This is a genomic window from Corynebacterium sp. SCR221107, assembly GCF_027886475.1.
GTDB lineage: Bacteria > Actinomycetota > Actinomycetes > Mycobacteriales > Mycobacteriaceae > Corynebacterium.
Genome location: NZ_CP115670.1, coordinates 2,779,611 through 2,794,793 on the forward strand (window position 1 = coordinate 2,779,611; position 15,183 = coordinate 2,794,793).

Annotated in this window: 11 protein-coding genes; 2 read left to right on the forward strand and 9 right to left on the reverse strand. The window is 62.5% G+C overall.

Translation table 11 applies throughout. The features are described from left to right. Positions 1 to 206: 206 nt before the first annotated feature. The 5 genes from PAB09_RS12150 to PAB09_RS12170 all read right to left on the reverse strand — a co-directional run bounded on the left by PAB09_RS12150 (position 207) and on the right by PAB09_RS12170 (position 6,999). On the reverse strand, positions 207 to 1,229 hold the full coding sequence (locus PAB09_RS12150) for an alpha/beta hydrolase (RefSeq protein WP_271033898.1): 1,023 nt from the start codon (positions 1,227 to 1,229) through the stop codon (positions 207 to 209). 198 nt (positions 1,230 to 1,427) lie between these two features. Next, entirely contained in the window at positions 1,428 to 3,308 is a 1,881-nt protein-coding gene (gene zomB / locus PAB09_RS12155; RefSeq protein ID WP_271033899.1) for a flagellar motor control protein ZomB, read from the reverse strand. A gap of 148 nt (positions 3,309 to 3,456) precedes the next feature. Continuing rightward, positions 3,457 to 4,458 (reverse strand): decaprenyl-phosphate phosphoribosyltransferase, encoded by a 1,002-nt coding sequence (locus tag PAB09_RS12160; protein ID WP_271033900.1) that lies wholly within the window; start codon positions 4,456 to 4,458, stop codon positions 3,457 to 3,459. A 4-nt stretch (positions 4,459 to 4,462) separates the two neighbouring features. Beyond that, positions 4,463 to 4,963: a phosphatase PAP2 family protein gene (locus PAB09_RS12165; protein ID WP_442873761.1), complete on the reverse strand. Its 501-nt coding sequence runs from the start codon at positions 4,961 to 4,963 to the stop codon at positions 4,463 to 4,465. Positions 4,964 to 4,989: 26 nt separating this feature from the next. After that, positions 4,990 to 6,999, reverse strand: a complete 2,010-nt coding sequence (locus PAB09_RS12170; RefSeq protein ID WP_271033902.1) for a glycosyltransferase — start codon at positions 6,997 to 6,999, stop codon at positions 4,990 to 4,992. A 421-nt stretch (positions 7,000 to 7,420) separates the two neighbouring features. Between PAB09_RS12170 and PAB09_RS12175 the strand changes: the two genes are divergently transcribed. Continuing rightward, entirely contained in the window at positions 7,421 to 8,755 is a 1,335-nt protein-coding gene (locus PAB09_RS12175) for a DUF5129 domain-containing protein (protein ID WP_442873762.1), read from the forward strand. A gap of 59 nt (positions 8,756 to 8,814) precedes the next feature. On the opposite strand, the gene PAB09_RS12180 is transcribed toward PAB09_RS12175, so the two are convergent. From PAB09_RS12180 to aqpZ, 3 genes are all read right to left on the reverse strand, one after another. Next, positions 8,815 to 9,357: a phosphatase PAP2 family protein gene (locus PAB09_RS12180; protein ID WP_271033904.1), complete on the reverse strand. Its 543-nt coding sequence runs from the start codon at positions 9,355 to 9,357 to the stop codon at positions 8,815 to 8,817. A gap of 27 nt (positions 9,358 to 9,384) precedes the next feature. After that, on the reverse strand, positions 9,385 to 9,987 hold the full coding sequence (locus PAB09_RS12185) for an arsenate-mycothiol transferase ArsC (protein ID WP_271033905.1): 603 nt from the start codon (positions 9,985 to 9,987) through the stop codon (positions 9,385 to 9,387). A gap of 206 nt (positions 9,988 to 10,193) precedes the next feature. After that, a complete protein-coding gene (aqpZ, locus tag PAB09_RS12190) occupies positions 10,194 to 10,904 on the reverse strand; it encodes an aquaporin Z (protein WP_271033906.1) in 711 nt (236 codons plus the stop codon). A gap of 404 nt (positions 10,905 to 11,308) precedes the next feature. Between aqpZ and PAB09_RS12195 the strand changes: the two genes are divergently transcribed. Further along, a complete protein-coding gene (locus tag PAB09_RS12195) occupies positions 11,309 to 13,192 on the forward strand; it encodes a YhgE/Pip family protein (RefSeq protein ID WP_271033907.1) in 1,884 nt (627 codons plus the stop codon). 322 nt (positions 13,193 to 13,514) lie between these two features. Here PAB09_RS12195 and glf read toward each other — a convergent pair whose 3' ends face one another. Continuing rightward, a complete protein-coding gene (glf, locus tag PAB09_RS12200) occupies positions 13,515 to 14,711 on the reverse strand; it encodes a UDP-galactopyranose mutase (RefSeq protein WP_271033908.1) in 1,197 nt (398 codons plus the stop codon). Between the last annotated feature and the right edge of the window lie 472 nt (positions 14,712 to 15,183).

Sequence of the window (15,183 nt, forward strand, 5' to 3'; positions counted from 1 at the left end):
GTACCGGGAGAAGCAGCAGACAAGACGCACTCAAGTTTAAGTTGAACTTGAGACTTTGGGTAGTGACACTCCGTAACTTTAGTCCCAAGAACTGACATTCTTTCACTTTTTTCTCACCACCGGGACTTGGCTTTGACATTTCCCAGCTGAATGACAAGGACGCAAGCACCGATTAGAACCGGTGCTTGCGTCCCTGCGAAAGATTCTTACCAAGCGTTCATGACGTTAAGAATCTGCCCCTGAGACTGCCGTAGCTGATACTCCCATTGCAGCCAGTTATGCAAGCCGGAGATCGGATAGTTAACAGTCGGATTAATACCGGAGGCGCGGGCCTTGAGCTCCCACAGGGTGGTGGTGTAGCGCGAGAACCACTCCAGCGGAATACCGTTGGCCACAACATTCGCCGGGTAGCGCTGGAAATCGGCGGCAGCGGGCAGCCCGTTTGCAGCGGAGATGTAGACGTCGGTGTTGCGCAGGCCGTCCATGTTCAGGTACGGGTCATTGGCGAAGCGGGTGGGGGTAATCCATCCGCCGTACATGTTGTTGAAGTTGAATGCGCCCGCATCCATCATCGCCAGCGACAGCAGCGGTCCCATGCCGGGGTGGCTCATGGTGAGGTAGCCAGAGTAGGACAATGCCTGGCGGAACTGATCCGGGTGGCGGGCAGCCAGGTTCAGGGCTGCGGTGCCCCCCATGGACAAACCGGCGATGGAGTTGTTGTTTCGAGCCACGCCGAAGTTAGCCTCCAGGTAGGCCGGCAGTTCCGAGGTGAGGAAGGTCTCCCACTGGTAGTTGCCGGTACCGTCCATTTTTGCTGGTCCTTGCCAGTCGGCATAGAAGGAGCTTGCGCCACCCACCGGCATGACGAGGGTGATGTTGTTACCTACGAACATCGACGGGGCGCTGGTCTCCACGGTCCACGCGTTAGCCCAATCGGTGGCGCGCATGCCATCAAGCAGGTAGAGGCCGGCGTTGCCGCCGCGCTCGGCCGGCTGGATCTGCACGGCGATGTTGTGTCCCATGGATGCCGACCAGACGTCACAACGCTGCACCCAGTAGCCGTGAGCATCCCAGTCACAGCTTCCGGTGGCGTCGGCACGCAGCCAGTCACGGTTTGCGGCGGCTGCCGTTCCGGCTCCGGCAACCATGAGGGAGGCTGCAGTGGCAACGGCGGCGACGGAGGCAGAAATCTTCTTTATGACGCCTTTGATTCCGGCGGATAAAGTCATGTCTCTCCTTGGCGTTTCTCTTCTTCGTTCGGCTTTACTTCATCATTCTCTTGGCATGTCGCGAAGCGAGACCGATTCGTTACAATGCAGACAGCACTTATCGTAGCCCATATAACGGTTGAATAAACAACGCTTTTACTTTTCAACAACATCCCTTGCCCCCACTTTCCGGCGCTACCTGCCCTTTTGCCCTTCACACTACTGGCGCGGCTGGTCGAGCTTGATCTCATAATCCCAGCGAATGGGCTGCGGATCATCGACCGGAGTCTGGTCGGCGTAGGAGTAGACGTCAGGGTTGAGCTCGAGGGTGCGGCCAAGCGTGAGCGAGAACTTGATGTTGGAGAAGAATCGGGAGGCATTCATCGGCGCACGGTAGGAGGCAAACAGGCGCTGGAAGTCCTCCGTGTAGAGATCCTGGCGGGCCTGGACCACGCCGTCTTGGTTGTAGTAATCCGGGGTGGCCTCGACAGGCATGGCGGAATCGGCGAGCTGCCATTCGATGGGCAGATTCTTGTCGTGGCCGATGCGCCCGTCGGGGTTGCGCGGTTGGCGGGCCGCGATCGGGTTGGCCAGGCCCATGTTGTCCACCACGCGCACATTCAGCGGGGAGTTCATGCCAGTCATGCCGAGGTTGATGAGGGTCATCGTCAGTGGGGTGCCCGCCAGGTCGGTGTCTTCGGTGGTGCGCGGCAGCGTCTTCCAGCTCACGGTGCCGCTGTCGGGGTCGACGCTGTACTGGATGAACTGGGAGTCGTTGTTGGCTAGGCCTTCTTCCATCGCCTCCTGCCATCCGTTCAGCGCGCCCATGCCGAGGTAGTCTTGGGCGGTTTGTGGCGCATGACCGGTGGCGGTCAAGATCGTCCAGAAGGCGCGTTCATCGACCACACCCAGGTTGACGGTGTCTTGAGGGAGGGTATAGGGGTGCCCACCGATGACGGCGGACCCCGACCACCAGATGCCACCGGCCACCGAGGCCAGCGCGCCGGCGTGCGCGAACCCGAATCGTGTGTCCGTGTCCCACACCTTGACCACCGCCACCGGTAGAAGCAGGGTGAACATGGGAAGCAGCAGCATGCGTCCGTGCATGAAGTCGCCGCCGACGCGCAGCACGTAGAGCACGTGCAGGCTTGCGCAGACTACCACGAGCACGATGATGCCCACCGTGCTGCGCAGTCGAAATCGGCTGGCCACGCGGTGGCCGTCGGAAAGCAATTGCAACACCACGAACGCACCGGCCAGCGCGGCGGCGGCAAGACCCAGATACAGCGCGTAGGGGTCGGCGAAGTCGCGTAGGTACTCCATGCCGGATCCCCACGCGGATCCCGATGCCGACTTCGCTACCGCGGTATGCGGCACGATGAGTCCGTAGTAACCCATGCGGAAGATTTGGTAGGCGGCCGGGATCGGCAATGCCCATGCCAGGATCGCGGCGGCCTTGCGCGCGCCACCCGCGGTCACCAGCAGCAACAGCCCGGTCATGCCACCGTAGAGGGCGAGCTCCGGGCGAACGAGCCAGGACAGACCCGACCACAGAGCCAACAGGTAGGTTGCCCAATCGCGGCTGGGCTTGGCGTGCGCGCCAGGCGCACTGTCGCCCGCCTGAACCCAGCGTACGAGCAGCAGCCATTGCACCGCGATCCAGAAGATGCTTAAGCCCCACTCCAGTCCGGAGGTGGCAAAGTCCCTGGCCGGCGGGGTGGCGATGTACATGAGCCCGCCCAGCGGGACCAGCAGCGCGCCGGTGCGGTAGAGCTTGGCGGTGGCCCAGGCGGCGATCGCCAGCGCGAGGGTGGTGAGGGTAAGCGCGCACCACATGGCGATGGTTTCCAGCGGGGCATCGCTGATGAGCGCGACCACATATATAAGGTATTGCCAAAGCGTTGAGGTGTTGGTTTCTACCCTCTCCCCGGCGTTGAACACGGGCCCGTTTCCGGCGAGCAGGTTGCGGACGGTGCGTAGGACAATGAGCCCGTCGTCGCTGATCCAGCGACGGTGCCATCCGCCAACGAACCCCAGCACCCCGACAGTCACCGCCGACAGCACGGCGGTGACAACAGTAAGGTCGCGCGCTTTAGTCATGGGGAAAACTCTAGCAAAGCCCACCTGCGGCCTCGCTTTACCTTGCCCGCAGGCCGGTGAGGCTTTCCGACGTCCACCCCGCCGCACTCCGATAGGGTCTTCTGAAGCAAAAAAGACCCCGCCTGCGCGGGGTCGAAGCGGTACTAAATTACAGCGCCGGGGTGATGTAGACGGCCATGATGATGCAGGCCACCCAGGCAAGCGCGAGGATTTGCAGGGCACGGTCGGTCAGCGCCAGCTCGTCGGGGGCGCCGCCGTTGCCGCGGTCGATGTCCATGGCGTAGCGCAGGATCGCCACGGTAAACGGCACCATGGAGATCTGGTACCACACGGCACCGGCGCCGGTGGCGGCGCTTGCCATCTCAAAGCCCCACAGGGAGTAGGAAATGACCACGGCCGAAGCCGCCAGCGTCCACACGAAACGCAGGTAGGTCGCGGTATAGCCCTCGAGGGCCTTGCGGATCTTGGCGCCGGAGCGCTCGGCGAGCAGCAGCTCGGCATAGCGTTTGCCGGAGGCCATAAACAGCGAGCCGAAGGCGGCCACCAAGAGGAACCACTGAGAAAACTCGATGCCCGCGGCGACACCGCCGCCCATCGCGCGCAGCATGAATCCGGAGCTGACCAGCGCGATGTCGATGACCGGCTGGTGTTTCCACCCGAAGCAGTAGCCCAGCTGCAAGACGATGTAGACGGCGATGACGATGGCCAGCCCATGCCCGGAGCTTGCCGTGTAACTGATGGCGAGCGCTGCGATGATGAGCACCACCGCCATCACATAGGCAAGGTTGACCGGCAGCACGCCCGAGGCAATCGGGCGGAAGCGCTTGGTGGGATGGGCGCGGTCGGCCTCCACGTCACGGGCGTCGTTGATGAGGTAAATGGACGACGCGGCGAGGCAGAACGCGATGAAGGCGATGGCTACGTCGATGAGCGTGGACTTGTTGAACAGGTGCTCAGCACCCGCCGACATCGGCGCGGCCAACACCAGCACGTTTTTGACCCACTGCTTCGGGCGCAGGGCCTTGATCATGCCGTCGACCAGGTTCTTCGGCGGCTTGCGCTTGGATTCTACGTCGGCGACCGGCGCGGTTTCCACGTCAAGCCCGAGGGTGTGTGGCTCCGATCCAATGATGCGATCATTATCGGCCATGTTCTTAGTTTGCCTTCCCGTATCGTGCGACAGCCTCCGCGGTCGCGGCCCCTGCGACGGCGCCGGTGAGGACGTCGGTGGGGTAATGCACCCCGAGTACCATACGCGAAATCATCATCACCGGCACACCGAGCAGCGGCAGGGGGTTGTGGCTTAGCTTCGCCAGGCTCACCAGAGCCGCCGAGGTGGAGGTGGCATGTGAGCTGGGGAAACTCAGCTTGCTGGGGGTGGAAACCCCGATGCGGATGCGCTCGTCGTGGGGGCGCTTGCGGCGCACGACACGCTTGACAACCACGGAAATCGCATGCGCGATGACAGCGGCCACGGCCAGCCGCACCCAGTCGGCGCGGCGCTTGCTATCAACGAGTGCGCCCACCGCGCCGAGGGCAATCCATCCCAGGGCGTGCTCGCCGAAGTGAGACAGGCCCCGGGCCAGCGAAAGCACGCCCGGCTTGTCGGCGATGGTCTCCTGGAGGGCGACCAGCAGGTCCGCCTCGTTGACAATCTTCTTATTACCCACCGAAGCCACCGTTAGCTCTCCCCACCCGGCTCGAAGATGGCGGACCATGCCGTGCGGCTGGTCAGCTCGCCGTGGGCTGCCCGGTAGGTGGCCTTGAGTTCCTCGAAGCGCTCGGCGACCTCCTTTTGCAGGCGGCGGGACTCGGCAAGCAGCTCCTTGGCCTTGTCCAGGTCACGCTTGCGGTAGACCACGCCGCGGCCGTCAGCGGTAGTCACGGTCGCGCCGTCGAGGCGCGACAGGCTAAACCAGCGGGCCTCGATGGGTGCGAGGTTGGCCTGCGGAACCTCCCAGTGGGCCGGGTCGGCCTTGGTAAGCGAGTGCTTGAGGCCCTTGGCCAGCCACACCGCCTTCTTTACCGGGGCCAGGCGCCCGCCGATGTCCTTGATCGGCACGCCGGGGATGCCGGAGGGCTTGGGCAGGTCGGCGGCGGTGGGCAGGACCACGGCGTCCGGGTAGCCCTTGCGGATCGCCGCGATGCGCGGGAGGGAGGATTCGAGGATGTCGAAGAGCTGGTCGGGGCCCGCGAGGAAGTCCTTCATGGCCTCGTTCTGGATGGCCACGGTGGAATACTCCAGGCACAACAGGTGCTTGATCGTGGCCTTTTGCATGCTCTTGATGATGCCGTCGACCGGGCCCTCGTGGTAGTTTGCCGCGACCACCAGGCGGTTGCGCAGGTGGAAGTAGGCCTGCCAGTCGATGGCGTCGTCCTTGTCGGACCAGGCCATGTGCCAAATGGCGATGCCGGGCCAGGTGGCCGTCGGGAAGCCATGCTTGGCGGCGCGCAGGCCATATTCGGCGTCGTCCCACTTGATAAACAGCGGCAGCGGCTGGCCAATCTCTTGGGCCACCACGCGCGGGATCATGCACATCCACCAGCCGTTGAACTCGGCGTCGATGCGGCGGTGCAGGTCCACGGAGTTGGGCATGTCGGGCTTGTCGCCGGGCTTGCCGCGGTCGGACAGCGGGTGCGCGGAGAAGTCGTGGTCGTAGTGGACGTGCGGGGCCGAGGTCCACATGAAGTCGTGGCGGCCGATGACCTCGCCCATGGTGTGCAGGTGGCTGCGTTCCTGGAGGTTGAGCATCTGCCCGCCGACGAGGATCGGGCTCTTGGCGTAGCGGGCCACCTGAAGCGCGCGCAGCACGGAGTCCGGCTCGATGGCGATGTCATCGTCCATATAGAGGATGTAGGGGCTTTCCGCGGCGCCGGCTGGCTTGGTGCCGTCCACGCCGCCCAAGGCCTCGTACATGATGCGCGAGTAGCCGCCGGAGCCGCCGAGGTTGCCCTGCCGGAACTCGAAGAAACGGTCCCCGAAGGCCGCCACGGCCTGGGCGTAGCCGGGCTCGTCGGCGGGGTGCTTGTTGCCCTGGTCGGGCATGATGACGGTATCGATGACCGCGTCGACCTCGGGGTCGCTGGCCAGGGCCTCCAACGCGGCCACGGCGTCGGCCGGGCGGTTGAAGGTGGGGATGCCGACGGTCACGCGTGGCTCGAAGGGGCCGACCCGCTGGCCGTCGGGAAGCACCTGCGCACCCGGCGCAGTGGGGGCATACCAGCCGGCCTCGACGATGCGGGCGTCGGTCTGCGCGGTGAGGTCGAACCAGAGCCAGCCGCCGTCCTCAAAAGGCTGCAGGGACAGCTCGAATTCGACCGCGTCGTCGCTGACCACCGCACCCTCGACCGCTATGCGGGCGCCGTCGATCTTGGAGCGGTAGACGTCCACGCGGGCGGTTCCCTCGATGACCACGCGCAGCACCACGGTGTCGAGCTGCGACCAGCGGCGCCAGTAGCTGGCGGGGAAGGCGTTGAAGTAGGTCAGGAAGCTCAGTTCGTTGCCTGCCTTGACCGCGATGGATCCGCGATCTTCCCATGCCGCCCGGCTTGTGTTGTGCTCGTCCTCGATCAGGTAGAGCCTGCGCACGTCATAAGGCTCGCCTGCGCGCGGGAGCAGGAATCTTTGCAGCTTCTCTACGGCCTTGGAGGCCTGGGTGGCCAACGTGTCGGTGCCGGTGTCAGCGCTCATGTAAGGCGGATACCTTTCTTCGAAAGTCTGTTTTGCCCGTCTAGGTAAAGGGCACAGTATATATCCAGCATAGTGGGTGGCATAGACGGTGTCGGCGACACACGCACCACGCCACAGCAATACTGCGATGCTGCAATGCTGCAACACGAAGGCGCTCGTGGTGTGCGCTATGACTTCAGCCGGGTTTCCTAGCCCCCGATGCAGGTTTTCAGTAGAGTCGGGTTCAGCACAGCCACAGCGTCACTGCCCTGCTTCCCACTTGCTTGCCGACGTAGCCCGCCGCCGCATCGCTTCGCACAGACGGCCTGGTACCGGGGGCGGTGAGTGTGGAAGTCACTGAGGAGGAGAATGTATGCGCGTCCGATTTGTCGTTTTGTCCCGTCCACCGGTAATTTTTGCCGCCGGAGTGGCGTTGTTGTGGATGATTGCCCTCACCGCCATATCGGCGCTGCCGCTCTATGCCCACGCCGGAGTAGGCGCAATAGCGCACGCGCAGTCCGTGCAGCAGGTCACGGTCTACGATCCGGACAACGTGCTCAGCGACCAGGAGGAGGCCCGGCTGGTCGAGGAAACCCGCGCGCTGGAGTTTGCCACCGACGTCCCCCACGTGGATTACATCGTCAGCGCCACCGCCACGGAACCCTATGACGATTGGATCAAGGACTTCGGCTTACAGTCCCATCGCGAGCTCATCAACGCCGAGGGCAATAAGTTCGCCGACGGCCACGTCATGTTCACCGTGGACACGAATCTGCGCCGGATGGGCACCTACGTGGGTGAGGACTTAAAGGAGCCGCTGGGATACCTCAAGCACGCCAACGAGTATTCGGATTCCATGCAGGAGGACTTCCGCAACGGCGACTGGGTGGGCGGGCTGCTCACGGGGGCATCCACGGTGGCCGATTATGACCTATCGGACGATGAGTTCGGCGCGGATGATTGGGCCATTGTCGGTGGCATCGGCGCGCTTGCCGTCGCCGCGACCGGCGGTGTGGCGACGAAGGTGCGCAGGTCCAAGCGCAAGAAGGCGCGGGACAACTATGAGGTGGTCGCGCGCAACTACGGTCGGTTGGCCGGCGAGTTGGACTCCATCGACGTGCGTGCGCATTCGCTGTCTTCCCCCATTGCCGACGCTGCCCTGCGCCGTGAATGGGAGGAGATCCGCGACGGCTTCCTCGCCCACCACGACGCCATGATGGCGCTTCCGGAAAAGGCCGACGACAAGGCCATCTATGCCCGCCGCAAGGAGTTCGCCGAGGCGGCCGCGAGCGTCACGTCACTCAAGAATGCCGAAGCCAATATCGAGACCATCTTCCAGATGGAAAACGGCAACACCGACACCCGCCTCAAGGAGCTGCTCACCCTACACGAGGACCTGCTCAAGGCGCAGGTTGAGGCCCAGGATCCCACGATCGCGGCGCGGATTAGCACCCTTGCCGATCGCTGCCAGGCACTGATGAAGAACCTATCCTCCCCCACCCTCATGGATGAGTATTCAATGATCGTCTCCGAATTCAGCACGCTCGGCCGCGCGCTGGCGAAGAAGCAACTGACCAAGGCAAACCTGGATACTCATCGCGCCCCTGGCCTGGCCTCCAGCGGCTGGCACCCCGGCTATGGCTACAACAACTACGTGCCCTACGTCATGATCTCTACCTGGCACAATGACGCAGTCAGCGCCGCTAGTTCCAGCTCCTCGAGCAGCGCCAGCTTCTCCGGTGGCTTCTCCGGTTCGGGTTCCTCGGGCAGCTTCTAACCCGCGCGGACTGTGCCTTTTCCTGCGTGCCGACGCCCATGAGGCCCCACCGGTGAAGGCTACAGCCCCAGCCCGGCGCCAGCGCGTCGCCGTGGCACCGTGACTCCCAGATTCGCACCACCTGCCACGACACCCACGCCCACGATCGCGCCGGCGAGGATATCCGTTGCCCAGTGGACCCCCAGGTACACCCTGCTGGTGGCGATGAGGATGGCCGCAATCCACGCCAGGGGGAGCCACGCCTTACACCAGCCTAGCCGCCAGGCGAGCACGCTCAGGATGGTAGCGAAGGCGAACGCACAGGTGGCATGTCCGGAGGGGAAGGAGTAGTTATGCTCGGCTACCAACCGGTACTGCTCTGCTGGGCGCTCTCGCCCAACGATGACCTTCAGCAGGCTGCTTGTGCCCCAGGCTAGCCCCTGGGCGATAAGGGGGAAGGCGGCAATTCGGAACCCTTGGCGTCGGTAAGCAAGAAAAGCCGATAAGACAGCGGCCGCAACGAGCACGACCGCCGGGCGCCCGGCATGCGTCAGCGCCACCACAAAGGGGGTCAACCCCTCGTGGCGGCGCTGAATGACAAAGTGCAGGATGGCCGTATCCACGGATCTCAATCGTAGATCAAGGCGCGCTTAGGCGACCTGAAGCTCCTTGAGCAGGCCACGCACCTGGTTCTCGATGTCGTCGGCGATGGCGCGGACCTCGTGGAGTTGCTTACCCTCGGGGTCGGCGACGTCCCACTTCACGGTGCGCTGGCCAGGAACGCCCGGGATCTCATCGACACCCATGAGCACAACCACGTCCGAGCTATGGACTACGCGCGGCACGATACCCTTCTGATAAAGGTGCTGGTGGTCGATGCCGCGCTCGTTGAGCACCTCGATGACCTGCGGGTTGATACCGCCGGTGGGGTGCAGGCCAACCGAGCGGTAGACCACCTTGTCCCCTGCCAGGTGGCGGGTGATGGCGGCGGCCAGCTGGGAGCGGCCCGCGTTGTGCTCGCAGACGTAAAGGATCTCCTTGCGCGAGGTCGAGTTCGCGCTGTTGGCCTCGGCAAGGTCGTGGAGGCGCTCGCTGGCGTCGCGCTCGACCATCACGGGAACAAAGTCGGCGATCTTGGCGTCCTTGTGGGACTCAATGGCCTCGTCGATGACGCGATCGATCGTTTCTGCGTCAAAGGCGTGGCCGTAACGGCGGTGGAGGTCCTCGCGCACGATGGCAAACTTATCAATCATTTCGTCAACCTCTTGTTCATGTAGTTCACCTTAAATTTACATTAATAAGGGTGAATATGCATAAATAGACAAGCCACCGTAGCACGGAAATCCCCCTCCCCATGCACAGGATCACACCGGCGCGGCCACCAACCTCAATTCAAAGACAACAAAAGGCACCAAACCGCCCACAAAAAGGCGGCATAGTGCCTGGTAGTGGCGCGATATTACGCGTCGTCGCCGGTCAGTGCGTTGTGGCTAAAGCCAGCAATCAGGGCACCCACGATCGGCGCAACGAAGAACAGCCACACCTGCGACAGCGGCTCAGAGCCGGCATAGACGGCAACACCAAGGGAACGGGCCGGGTTCACGGAGGTATTGGCCACGGGAATGGAGATCAGGTGGATCAGCGTAAGCGTGAGGCCGATGGCCAGCGGCGCGAAACCAGCCGGTGCCCGCTTGGAAGTAACACCCAGGATCACCCAGAGGAAGACCGCAGTGGGCACAACCTCAATGAGCAGCGCAGCCATCATGGAATAGCCATGCGGCGACAGGTCGCCATAGCCATTGGTGGCAAAACCGGACTCGACGGCACTGAAGCCGTCCACACCGGAGGCGATGACATACAGCACTCCACCGGCAACGATGCCAGCCACCAGCTGGGTAATGATGTACGGAATAACGGCGGCCGACTCAATGCGCTTGGCCACCCAGCAGCCCAGGGTCACAGCAGGGTTAAAGTGACCACCGGAGATATGACCGACGGCATAGGCGCCGGTCACCACGGTCAAACCGAAGGCCAAGGCCACGCCGAGGTAGCCAATACCAACTGGGAAGCCAGAATCCGTCTGCGCGGTGGCAGCTAAGACGGCGGAGCCACAGCCACCGAAGACAAGCCAGAAGGTACCGAGAAATTCAGCCCAGAGGCGCTTGGACATGGGAACCTACATGAGAGAAGTCTCCTTTTGAGATGAAAAAGCACAAGGTTGTACACTCTGAGAAATGGAGCAAATCCCTACCCCACTTTCTTACATTCTTCTAAGCGTTTCACAGAATTGATATATCCGCAAACCCTGCGGAGATTCCTTCGCTCCCATTGTGACCCCGAACACAATGCTGTGACTGTGGAATTATTGCGGGCGGGGCGCCCTTCTTCACAAACCCTTCACAAGTTCACCACCCAAAGGTGAATTTCAGGTTTGCCCGAGTTGAAGAACTGTAGAAAAACGCAAGGCCAGATGGGGTACAACCCCTTGGGAACAAGTTTTTTGAAAGGTCTTCCGTTTCAATCATCTTGTGTTTATTATCTTCTCCTAACTAAGCGTCTAGATTGGAGATTCCCTTGTCCCAAAGCTTTCTCGGCTGGCATCGACTTCTCGATTGGCGGCCCTCCTCCGTGTTTGCACGTATCGGAATCGTGCTGCTTCTCGTCGCGCCAATTTCCATTGCCGGAACGATGATGTGGGCGATGTGGGACCCTTCAAAGTACATGCGCGACATTGAGCTCGCCGTGGTCAACGAGGATGCCGGCGTCACCGCCGGCGGCGAGTACACCAACTACGGCGAGCAGATCGTCGAAGGACTGCTGGAGACCGAGTATCTCAACTTCACCGCTACCAGCTCCGACCTCGCGGAGGAAGGCCTTACCCGGGGCAAGTACATGATGGTTGTAACCATTCCCCAGGACTTCTCCGAGGAGGCCGTAACCATCATCAGTGACAATCCGGTGCGCCCGGAGATTGAGTTCGCCTCCAATGACTACTACGGAACCAACAGCTCCGTTATCACCGCAAGCCTCACGCCGAAGGTGCAGACTAGCGTCGAAAACGCGATCACGAAGAAGTACGCCGATAAGGTCATAACCGGCCTTGGCAAGCTCAGCGGTGGTCTCGGGCAAGCGGCCGAGGGCGCCGGCAAGCTCGACGAGGGTGCCGCGAAGCTGCAGGCAGGCGGTGCACAGGCGGTCGAAGGCATCGCCAAGGTGGATGATGGTGCCGGCCAGCTTGCCAATGGCATGGATTCTTTGGTCAACGGCACGGCCCAGCTTGCCGACGGTGCCGGCCAGATCGAAGGCGGCGTCACCCAGCTCACCGACATGCTAATCCCCATGCTTACCCAGGCACAGCAGGTCACCCCGGAGCTCTACCAGGCCGAACAGACCTTGCGGCAGGTAGGCCTGGTGGAGCAGGCGGACAAGATCGCTGGAATCGTCGGCAAGCTTGATCCTGCCAATAGCGACAACATGGTGGCACAGCTGGGCAAGCTGCGCGACGGTACCGCGTTGCTGCATGACAACCTTTCCAACCCGAACTCCGCCTATCTCAGCGGCGTGCTGAAGTTGCAGGATGGCGCGCATCAGCTTGCCGACGGGACCGGGCAGCTTCGCGCCGGCGGCGCGGCCTTAAAGGACGGCCTCGACCAACTCAAGGATGGCACCGGCGAGCTGTCTACCAAGCTTGCCGACGGCGCCGCCGCCGCACCCGCGATCGCACAGCCGGACACCTCGGCGCAAAACATGGCGGTACCGATCACGTTTACCATGTCCAACGCCCATCCGGTTCAGACGGTAATCAGCGATACCGATCCCACCGCAAAGAAGGTCACCGGCGGCGTATCCATGCTACTCATCCAGGTCTTCGGCTTCCTCATCATGCTGTTGATTTCCCTGTTGCTGCCCTACTATTTCGGGCGTAGCGAACGCACCGGCGTAGCGGTCATGAGTGCCTGGCTTGTTAAGGCAGTGGCCAACGCCGCGGTCCTGGGAATCCTCGCGGTGATCTCGCGCGGTCTGGGCTGGGATCCGGTCTCACCAGGGGCAGTTGCGTGGGTGATCGTGGCGATGTCCGCTGCGGGCGCCGCAGTGTATCAGCTCCTGCAGGTCCTGTTCGGCCGCGGGGCCGGTGGCGCGGTGGGCCTTGCCTTCTACGCGCTCGGTGTGATGGTGTTTGGTGGCGTGTGGCCGATCGCGGCGGTGCCATCGTTTTTGCGGGCCTTCCACTTCGTCCACCCGATGACCTACACGAAAATGGCCTTCACCCGCGGCACCGACGGCATTCTCGATGCCTCCTACTGGCAGCCTCTGGGCGCGCTGGTGGCGTTTACCGTCATCGCGCTGGCGATCTCCGTGGTCGCACTTCACGCCCGGCGCGTGGGTCCCGCCCGGCCGCTACCGGGCCAGGACAAGGTCACCGTCTCCCGTCCCCAGGCGCAGCAGGTCTTCGCATAGTACGACGCTAGATATCCAGAGCCTGTGCCAAAGATAGGCCAAGGCCCGCAGCAATACAGCTGCGGGCCTTGAATTGTGGGCGCAGCAAGCGATGGCACCCACGCCTCGGATATGTCGATTCATTCGACACATCACGCGGATATGTCGAATTTTTCGCAAAAATTAAACATATTGGTGCGAGCATCGGCCACTTCCTTTCGGACAGCAGCCGTCCTGACTGGTCCTTAAGGCGCCCAGCACTGCGGCGCGTGGGAACGTCGAAAAGCATTGCGACATGCAAAACGGCGCCGCAAGCGAACCTGCGACGCCACAAAGCTATTGGCTAGTGCCCGCGCTCCTGTTCGAGGGCAACGCCCTCGTTCCAGTAGGGGGCGAGCTTGTTGTCGAACATGCTCAGCGCGCTGGCGATGGCCATGTGCATGTCGAGGTACTGGTAGGTGCCAAGCCGCCCGCCGAACAGCACCTTGTTCTCGCGGGCCTCGGCGGCGGCGAGCTTGCGATAGGCCTCCAGCTTGGCGCGGTCGTCGGGGGTGTTGATCGGGTAGTACGGCTCGTCGCTGTCCTCGGCGAAGCGGGAGTACTCCTTCATAATGACCGTCTTGTCGCTGGGGTACTTGTCCGCGCGCTCCGGGTGGAAGTGGCGGAACTCGTGGATGCGGGTATAGGGATACTCAGCGTCGTTGTAATTCATGACCGGGGTTCCCTGGAAATCGCCGGTGGGCAAGACCTCGGTCTCGAAGTCGAGGGTGCGCCAGCCGAGCTTGCCTTCGGCGTAGTCGAAGTAGCGATCAAGGGGGCCGGTGTAGATGACCGGCGCATCCGGGTTGGCCGCGCGCAGCTCGTCGCGGACCTCGAACCAGTCGGTATCCAGGCGCACCTCGATGTTGTCGTGGTCGGCCATGGTGTTCAGCCACGCGGCATAGCCGTCGACGGGAAGGCCCTCGTAGGTGTCGTTGAAGTAGCGATTGTCGAAGGTGTAGCGCACGGGCAGGCGAGTGATATTGCCTGCTGGTAGCTCCTTCGGGTCGGTCTGCCACTGCTTAGCGGTGTAGTCGCGGATGAAGGCCTCATACAGCGGGCGGCCGATGAGCGAGATGGCTTTTTCCTCCAGGTTGGTGGCGTCCTCGGAGTTAATCTCGCTGGCCTGCTCGGCGATGAGTTTGCGGGCCTCGTCCGGGGAGTAGTAGCGGCCAAAAAACTGGTTGATCAGGCCGAGCCCCATCGGGAACTGGTAGGCGGTGCCATTGTGCATGGCAAACACGCGGTGCTGGTAGCCGGTGAAGCTGGTGAACTGGTTGACGTAGTCCCACACGCGCTTGTTCGAGGTATGGAACAGGTGTGCGCCGTACTTGTGGATCTCGATGCCGGTCTCCGGCTCGGCCTCCGAGTAGGCGTTGCCACCCAGGTGGCTACGGCGCTCGACGATGAGCACCTTCTTGTCCAGCTGGCTGGCAGCACGCTCGGCGACGGTGAGGCCAAAAAGGCCCGAGCCTACAACGATTAGGTCAAAGTCAGTCATACGTAGACCCTAACGCAGCAAGCCCGGTTCGCACGACCAAAACGCCTGAACGGCAGACGGCGCCTGTTGGAGGTTTCCGCGCACTCGGTGAGCCCACGCGACCGATCCTGTGGCTTCCCATGGATTCCCTATAGATAAGGAATAGCCGGTGGGCTTGTGGGCCAGCCCCCGTTAGGCGTCGATAAGCAACCAATGCCGCGCAAAGGCGGGATTTCCTGCAGCATCCATGAAACTCACAGGATAAGGATGCCCCGCTGCCACAGCAGCACGGCGAGGGCCAGTGTCGACCGTGGCTTTCCTCGTATTATCCATGCTCAGAGGCGTTTTTTCGGTCGAGCGTGAACGATCGGCGGCCGTGCGGACACGGCGCGAGGTACCAGGAAACACCCAGCGAACCCCCAGCACCTTCCGACACAGCCGTTTCAATATTCACAGTCGTGTACTACTGTTTACTGGAGTGATCTGAAGTATG